The sequence below is a fragment of the Frankia sp. Hr75.2 genome, from assembly GCF_949319125.1.
Lineage (GTDB): Bacteria > Actinomycetota > Actinomycetes > Frankiales > Frankiaceae > Parafrankia > Parafrankia soli.
In genome coordinates this window covers 22,433-29,030 of sequence record NZ_CASGGV010000336.1, presented here as the reverse complement: position 1 = coordinate 29,030, position 6,598 = coordinate 22,433, and the positions used below count along the sequence as shown (strand labels likewise).

At 69.7% G+C, this 6,598-nt stretch carries 8 protein-coding genes and 1 pseudogene; 2 read left to right on the top strand and 7 right to left on the bottom strand.

Annotation, left to right across the window (positions count from 1 at the left end; translation table 11 throughout):
• The 5 genes and pseudogenes from AC559T_RS32635 to AC559T_RS32615 form a co-directional block, all read right to left on the bottom strand.
• Positions 1-220, bottom strand: a pseudogene (locus tag AC559T_RS32635) (ABC transporter substrate-binding protein); the annotation flags it as partial.
• A gap of 249 nt (positions 221-469) precedes the next feature.
• Positions 470-1,267, bottom strand: a complete 798-nt coding sequence (locus tag AC559T_RS32630) for an SDR family NAD(P)-dependent oxidoreductase (protein WP_112107861.1) — start codon at positions 1,265-1,267, stop codon at positions 470-472.
• Between the two features lie 58 nt (positions 1,268-1,325).
• Complete coding sequence (locus tag AC559T_RS32625; protein ID WP_498871131.1) at positions 1,326-2,168, bottom strand: NAD(P)-dependent oxidoreductase; 843 nt, start codon at positions 2,166-2,168, stop codon at positions 1,326-1,328.
• Entirely contained in the window at positions 2,165-2,713 is a 549-nt protein-coding gene (locus AC559T_RS32620; RefSeq protein ID WP_112107863.1) for a nuclear transport factor 2 family protein, read from the bottom strand. Before AC559T_RS32620 ends, AC559T_RS32625 begins: the two co-directional genes overlap by 4 nt.
• Positions 2,714-2,749: 36 nt before the next feature.
• A complete protein-coding gene (locus AC559T_RS32615) occupies positions 2,750-3,805 on the bottom strand; it encodes a zinc-binding dehydrogenase (RefSeq protein WP_498871130.1) in 1,056 nt (351 codons plus the stop codon).
• A 163-nt stretch (positions 3,806-3,968) separates the two neighbouring features.
• On the opposite strand from AC559T_RS32615, the gene AC559T_RS32610 reads away from it, so the two are divergent.
• Both AC559T_RS32610 and AC559T_RS32605 read left to right on the top strand, forming a co-directional pair.
• Positions 3,969-4,622 carry a helix-turn-helix domain-containing protein gene (locus tag AC559T_RS32610; RefSeq protein WP_498871129.1) on the top strand — a complete coding sequence of 218 codons (654 nt, stop codon included), beginning with the start codon at positions 3,969-3,971 and terminating at the stop codon, positions 4,620-4,622.
• Positions 4,623-4,654: 32 nt separating this feature from the next.
• The gene (locus tag AC559T_RS32605) at positions 4,655-5,104 is read left to right on the top strand and encodes a nuclear transport factor 2 family protein (RefSeq protein ID WP_071064894.1); all 450 of its coding nucleotides are present in this window, start codon (positions 4,655-4,657) and stop codon (positions 5,102-5,104) included.
• Positions 5,105-5,137: 33 nt separating this feature from the next.
• Here the strand turns inward: AC559T_RS32605 and AC559T_RS32600 are convergent, their stop codons facing one another.
• Positions 5,138-5,665 (bottom strand): NUDIX domain-containing protein, encoded by a 528-nt coding sequence (locus AC559T_RS32600; protein WP_498871128.1) that lies wholly within the window; start codon positions 5,663-5,665, stop codon positions 5,138-5,140.
• Positions 5,666-5,760: 95 nt separating this feature from the next.
• Positions 5,761-6,396: a maleylpyruvate isomerase N-terminal domain-containing protein gene (locus AC559T_RS32595; RefSeq protein ID WP_498871127.1), complete on the bottom strand. Its 636-nt coding sequence runs from the start codon at positions 6,394-6,396 to the stop codon at positions 5,761-5,763.
• Positions 6,397-6,598: the final 202 nt, after the last annotated feature.

Sequence of the window (6,598 nt, the reverse complement as noted above, 5' to 3'; positions counted from 1 at the left end):
AGTTGCCGAGGATTGCCGGATCCAGAGTGCGCGGATCGCTCAACGTGAGGATCCGGCCTTCGCCACCCGCCACCGGCTCACCCGAGGGCCCCGCGGACCCCGCGGACCCGGCGGGATCGCTGCCGCCGCCGCAGGCCTCCAGGAGAAGCGCCACGCAGCATGCGACAGCGGCGACGAATAATCGCGTCCCACGATTCATCTTCCACCCTTCCATGGGCATGAGCGTCACCCCTGCCCTCCTGGATTTACCGGCGATGCCGTCTCGACACATCATCGGGGGTGGGACCGTGGAGGTCTTTGCGCATTCGGCCAACTCTTTGCCCGTAGCAGCCAAAGTCCGGCTCGTGATTCGACGTCGATGATTTCGGGCCATCTGGGCTAGTTTGTGACCATTCGCGAACGAGAACAGCAGGCTTCCTCTGACCGTCCGGCCGCTACAGGCAGAGGCAGGCCCGGGCCCGGGGTGGTGTCAGGACCCTGTGCTGGCGCTGCTCGTGGATGATCCCCGGCTCATCACGAGGACGGCGTCGCGACGGCTTGTCGCGCCGAAGGGTGAGCCGCCGGTGGGGTTCTGGCTGCCGAAGATCCAGGTGGGCCCGTCGGCGAGGTGGTCGAGTGCCTGCTTCGCGACGTCGGCCGGGTCCGCGGCGTCGCCGTAGGGTTCGCCTTTCGCGTCGAACACGCGGCGCATGGACGGGGTGTCGGTCCTGCCGAGCACGAGAGCGAGGACGTCGACGCCGCTGGTGTGCCATTCGGCCCAGAGCGCCTCGGCGAGAAGGAGATCGAAGGCCTTGGTGGCACCGTAGGTGGCGAGCGTCGCGCCGCCGGCCCAGGCCGCGCCGGAGGTCACCAGAACCAGGCCACCGCGCCGCCGGGCAACCATCGGGCCGCCGAAACGGTAGGCGGCTTCGAGGACGCTGTCGCAGTTGCGGTGGATCAACTTCAGATGGGTGTCGAGGTCCTTGTCGAGGAAGAGGGTGCTGGTGTCGTCGCCGCCGGCGTTGTAGACGAACAGTCCGATTTCGAGGTCGGAGGTCGCGTCCGCGAGCGATGCGACGGCGCCTGGCACGCTGAGGTCCAGCGCGACCGTGCGGACCTCGACGCCGTGCCGGGCCCGTATCTCCTCGGCGAACGTCTCCAGGACGGGAACCCGCCGGGCGACCAGGACGACGTTCAGGCCCCGGGCTGCCATCTCGTGCGCGAACGCGGCGCCGACTCCGTCGGACCCGCCAGCGATGATGCCCCACGGTCCGTATTTGGCTGTCATAACTGTTGTCACCTTTCGGTCCTGGGCGGACGGCCCGCGGCGCCGGCGGCGCCCGCGGTCAGGGTGTCCGGGCGGATGCACCGGTCTGGCGGAGCACCTTCGTCTCGACGGCGTCGGAGGCCAGCACCGTCCCGATGACCCCGAGATCCACGCCTGCGCTCCGCGCGACCTCGCGCACCACGGTGACATCCTTGAGCATGAGGTCCCCGATGCGCCCGGGTACCGCGTCCACCGACCCGCCACCGGCGACGACCGCGAGGGCACGGCTGGCGCCGCTGCCGTGCGCAACGGCCGCCAGGATCGCCGTCTCCTCGATTCCCAGCGAACCCGCCAGGCGCACCGCGTCGACCGCAAGACCCACCTGCGCGACGAACAGCGCGTTGTTGACGAGCTTGACCCGCTGACCGTTACCCAGCTCCCCCACGAACATGATCGGCGACGCGTACACCCCGAGGACCGGTCGCATCTCGTCCAGCAGTACCTCGTCGCCACCCACCCACAGGGTGAGGCGGCCGGCGGCGATGTCGTGCGGGCCACCCGACAGCGCAGCGTCAAGGACCCGTATCCCCCGGCCCGCTCCCTGCTCGGCGAGCAGGCACGCCGTCGCGGGATCGCAGGTCGTGTGCTGGACGAGCGTCGCCCCCGGCCTCATCGCGGCGATGGCCCCGTCCGGGCCGAGGCACACCTGCCTGACCTGGTCGTCCCGAAGCACCACGATGAACACCGCATCCGCGTCATGGACGGTCTCCGCCACGGTTGCCGCCCAGCGCAGCCCGTCGGCCTCGGCCGCTGCCCTGGCCTCCGGGCGGCGCACCAGCACCGTGACGTCGTGGCCGGCGGCCGTCAGCCGGTCGAGTATCGGCCGGCCCATCCGGCCCGGCCCGACGAATCCGATCCTCATCGATCCTCCAGGCTGTGTGCGTGCTGGCCCTCGGCCGGCGGGTCGCCGGCGGCAGGTGGGCGTGGGGCCAGCATGGCGCGGTGTTCGGGGGTGCCGTCGAGGTTGGCGTTCACCCGCTCGCTGATGCGCCAGCCCTGCGGTGTACGCGTCCAGCGCCAGGTGTTGGCGGAGACGCGGGCCACCCGGAACCGGTCGGCGTCGGCGTCCCAGCGGATGTTCAGCGCGTAGCTGCGGCCGGTCGCCTGATCCCCCTCGACCGAAATGTGCGGGACGGTCAGAACGTGGCCGCAGCCGCCCTGGATCAGGCTCTGGTGGCCGCCGTTGACCATGTCGACGATGTCACCCCGGCCTCGCATCCGAAGGTGGGGAACGGCGTCGAAGGTGCCATCCTCGGTCCACAGTTCCGCCGTGGCGGTGGCCGACCCGCTGTCGACGGCGGGCCCGTACTGGGCGACGAGCTGCATGATCTCGACCTGGTCCTCCAGCAGCCGGACCCTTGCCGCCAGCGTCTCGACAGCGGCGCGCAGCTCCTCGATCTCACTCATCCATCAGTCCTTCCGAACGTGTGCGGGGAACCCGGTTCAGGGCACGACGACGATGCGGACCGGTCCGTTGGCGTCGCGGGAGGCGTTGAGCGCCTCGGGAACCTCGTCGAGCCCGACGGTCCGGCCGAGCATCGGTGTGACGTCGAGGTCGCCCGAGCAGACCGCCTCGAAGGCCTCGTCCCAGTGCCGCATCGACGGGCCGCCCCCGAACTGGATGTTGATGCCTTTCCGCTTGGCGGTAAGGGTGTGCAGGTGGTCGCCGTCCGGCGGACCTCCGACGGAGGAGATCCGGGTGTTGCGCTCGCAGCCCTTGATGATCGAATCCAGGACACCGGGAATACCGACGCACTCGAACACGACGCATCCCGGCAGTCCGGCGACCGCCATCAGTTCCCTCATCGTCTCGGGCGACCCGTAGGCCACGTCACGCCAGGCCTGGTACGGGGACACCTCGGCGGGGTCAATGACCACGTCCGCTCCCATGGCCAGCGCGGTCTCGCGACGCGAGGCGACGAAGTCCACCGCCAGGATCGGCCCGACCCCCAGCCGTTTCAGCCGCGCGATCGCGGACAGGGCGATCGCCCCGCAGCCGATGACCAGCGGCACCTCCTTCGCCGTCATCCGCGCCCGGGAGGCGGCCGACCAGCCGACCGAGATCGCGTCGGCGATGCACACGATCTCGCTCGGGAGCTCGGAGACCGCGACACGGGTGATGGCCTCGTCGAGCAGGAGATACTCACCGAACCCGCCGGGCGACTCCGGATTCTGCCCGATGATCTTCCGCCCGGTGGCCGTGGACAGCACCGGCAGCGAGCTCACCCGGGTGCCGACGGGGATCCGCCGCTCGGTGCCGGGGCCGTGGTCGACGACCTCGGCGCAGTACTCGTGGCCCATGACGATGTCGACATCACGGTCGTAGGTCGACATCCCGCTGTCGTCGTCCACGCCCGCTTCCAGGTGGTCCATGAAGTGGATGTCCGACGCGCAGATCCCACACGCGAGCGACCGCACCAGCAGCTGGCCCGGCCCCGGCACCGGGTCGTCGACAACCCGGGCCTCGACGACTCCCGCCCGCAGCACAGCGGCTCTCATCGGCTCTCCACTCGTCCGCGACCAGGACATGTTCCCGTCACGGGACTGTAGCGGCACCAAACCAGTTATAGAAGACATCGTCCTGAAATTTTTCGGGAGACGCTGTCCTGGAAGTTGGGGGAAGCGGTGCCGGCTGGAACGCTCGGACCATACGATCGCGGGCATGGCAGAGCCTGCTCGCCGCCCAGGACGCCCGCGCGACACGAGCATCGACGAACGCGCGCTGGCGGCGACCCGCGAGCTCCTCGTGGAACGCGGCTTCGACGCGACCACGATCCAGGCCGTCGCGACACACTCCGGCGTGCACGCCTCGGCCATCTACCGTCGCTGGGGGTCACGGATCGAGCTGATCGAAGAAGCGACCTTCCCCGGGCTCAGCCCGCCGAGCGTGCAGCCGACCGGAGACCTCCGCCGAGACATCCGCCGGTTCGTCCGCGCCTACCTGGCAGCCTTCAGCGCCCCCGCGTCCCGCGCGGCCGCGGCCGGTCTCCTCGCCCACCACCAGGCGTCCAGCCGGCCCCGCCCGCCGGATCTCTACCTACGGGTCTCCGCACGGCCACAGTTCCAGGACATCCTCCGCGCCGCACCGCCCGGCAGCATCGACCCGGACGTCGATCCCGACGACGTCTTCGACATGCTGCTCGGCGCCATCCTGGCCCGTACCCTCCTGTCCGCGGCCACGGCACGGAGCCGTCCCGTGGAACGCACCGTCGAAATGATCATCAGATTGCTGCAGCCCCGGCCCGGGCACGCCGCCGACCAGGCCAGCCCGTACACCCAGACGCAGACCAACCACGGCACCGCCGGCCGGGGATAGCCTGCTGACCCGGGAAAGACAGGAAGGTAGCCGTGTCCAACTTCCAGGAAGACCACGCGCAGATCAGCGACGTGGTCGTCCGCTACGCCACGGGAATCGACCAACGAGACTGGGAACTGTTACGAACCTGCTGGACGCCCGACGTCGAGGCCGACTACGGCTCCTTCGGACAGTTCACCGGCGCCGACGCGCTCACCGAGGTCATGGCACGGACCCACGAGAACATGGGCCCGACGTTCCACCGCATATCGAACATCGCCATCAGGATCGACGGGGACCGGGCGGCCGTCCGGTCCTACGTCCACGGCGTCCTCCTGGTAACTCCCGACGATCCGGCGAACTGGGTCGATGTGATCGGTAGCTACGAGGACATCTTCCTCCGAACCACGGAGGGCTGGCGCATCAGCCGGCGTGTCGCCCGCACCGCCCGGACACTGACCGCCAGCACCACACCCCCGGCCGCACAGCTCGCCCCAGAATGATCCCTGGTCCGGGACGACGGCCCTGAACGAGCTTCAGGAGGCGGAGGCCGACACCTGCCCCTCGATTCGCACGAAGTAGAAGGCCATCGCGTCGGTATGGGTCGGGAACACGAGCTGCCGCGGCTCCGTGACGACCAGCCACTCGGCCGTCTCGTTCGTCGCGATCACCGGCGGTAGCTCGGCCCAACGCCGTTCCGGCAGGAGGCCGAACACCAGCAGGAACCGGCCGTCGTTCCCGCTGTGCACGTCGAACAGGCGGACATCCGCCGCCTGCTCGGTAATTCCCGTCTCCTCGCTCAGCTCCCGAACGACGGCGTCGCGCCAGGCCTCGTCCAGCTCCATGAAACCGCCGGGCAGCGCCAGCTCGCCACGGCCGGGGTCGATGTCGCGGCGCACCACCACCAGACCGCGTCCGCCGTCAGGTTCCACGACGGGCAGCAACGCCACCGCCACCGGAAGCGGATTGAGCCACGTTGTCTCGCCGCAGCCAGCGCACACCCGCGGCCACGCCACATCAGGCTGGTACTTCGTGCCGCAGTACGAACAGAACGAGTTCCGCATGACGCACGACCATATTCGGTCGGCGCCGGCACGCCTGCCGAACGCCTGCGCGGTTCACGGCGACATCCGGCTGCCCGCGTCGGGTTACCCGCCGCTCAGATCGCCGTAATCGTGGCGGGGGCACGCTCGGCGCGGCTGAACGCACGCAGGACGGCCGTGGGCCCGTGCCTGTGCACCGCGAGACGGGTCAGCAGGGCGAGTACCGTGTCGGCGGCCGGGGCCGGCAGCTCCGGTGTCGGCACGCCCACACTTACCGCCAGGTCGTCCGAGTGCACGGCGATCTCCAGTGTGCGGGTGGTCAGGAAGTCGTCGAGGGACAGCACCATCGACTCCAGGCTCACGATCCGCCCGGCAGGCTCGGCTGGCAGCAGGTCGCGCAGCTCACCGATGGCGGCGTCGACCAGGGCCGCCAGCGCGCCCGGACCGTCCGCGGCCATCTCCTCGCTGAGGCGGCGGATGGTCACGTTGAGGTCGTCGTCCAGGGGCGCGCCGATCCACACCGCCTGGGTGGTGTAGTGGTCGAACAGAGCGACGGGTTCCTCGTCCGGTGGCTTTTCGGCGAGCAGCCAGGGAATGATGGTGATCTGCCAGGCCAGGTGCGCGGTCAGCCCGCTGACGCGGAATTCAGCCAACGCGCTGTCTGTTTCCCACGACGCGGCGACCGCCGGATCGCGTAGCAGCGCCGCAGCCGATGCGGCGACGTCCAGAAAAAGCTGCCTACCTGATGTCATACGGCCGATCCTCCCGCGACTTGCTTGCCAGCGGCACGCCCAGGAGTCGCCTGCGGATATCTCCTTCATTGACCGGCGACGGTGGCCGGCTGACAGCTGACGGCTGACGGCTGTGTCCGCGGACAAGCGCCACTCGCCGGACAACAATCATGGTCGCTGTCGGAGTCCTGACCGGCCTCGCCCCGCGGGTGGAGCTGGCGCA

Coding starts and splice junctions, on each gene's coding strand:
- AC559T_RS32630 (WP_112107861.1), bottom strand. CDS start 1,267: ATGACAGCCAAATACGGACCGTGGGGCATCATCGCTGGCGGGTCCGAC.
- AC559T_RS32625 (WP_498871131.1), bottom strand. CDS start 2,168: ATGAGGATCGGATTCGTCGGGCCGGGCCGGATGGGCCGGCCGATACTC.
- AC559T_RS32620 (WP_112107863.1), bottom strand. CDS start 2,713: ATGAGTGAGATCGAGGAGCTGCGCGCCGCTGTCGAGACGCTGGCGGCA.
- AC559T_RS32615 (WP_498871130.1), bottom strand. CDS start 3,805: ATGAGAGCCGCTGTGCTGCGGGCGGGAGTCGTCGAGGCCCGGGTTGTC.
- AC559T_RS32610 (WP_498871129.1), top strand. CDS start 3,969: ATGGCAGAGCCTGCTCGCCGCCCAGGACGCCCGCGCGACACGAGCATC.
- AC559T_RS32600 (WP_498871128.1), bottom strand. CDS start 5,665: ATGCGGAACTCGTTCTGTTCGTACTGCGGCACGAAGTACCAGCCTGAT.
- AC559T_RS32595 (WP_498871127.1), bottom strand. CDS start 6,396: ATGACATCAGGTAGGCAGCTTTTTCTGGACGTCGCCGCATCGGCTGCG.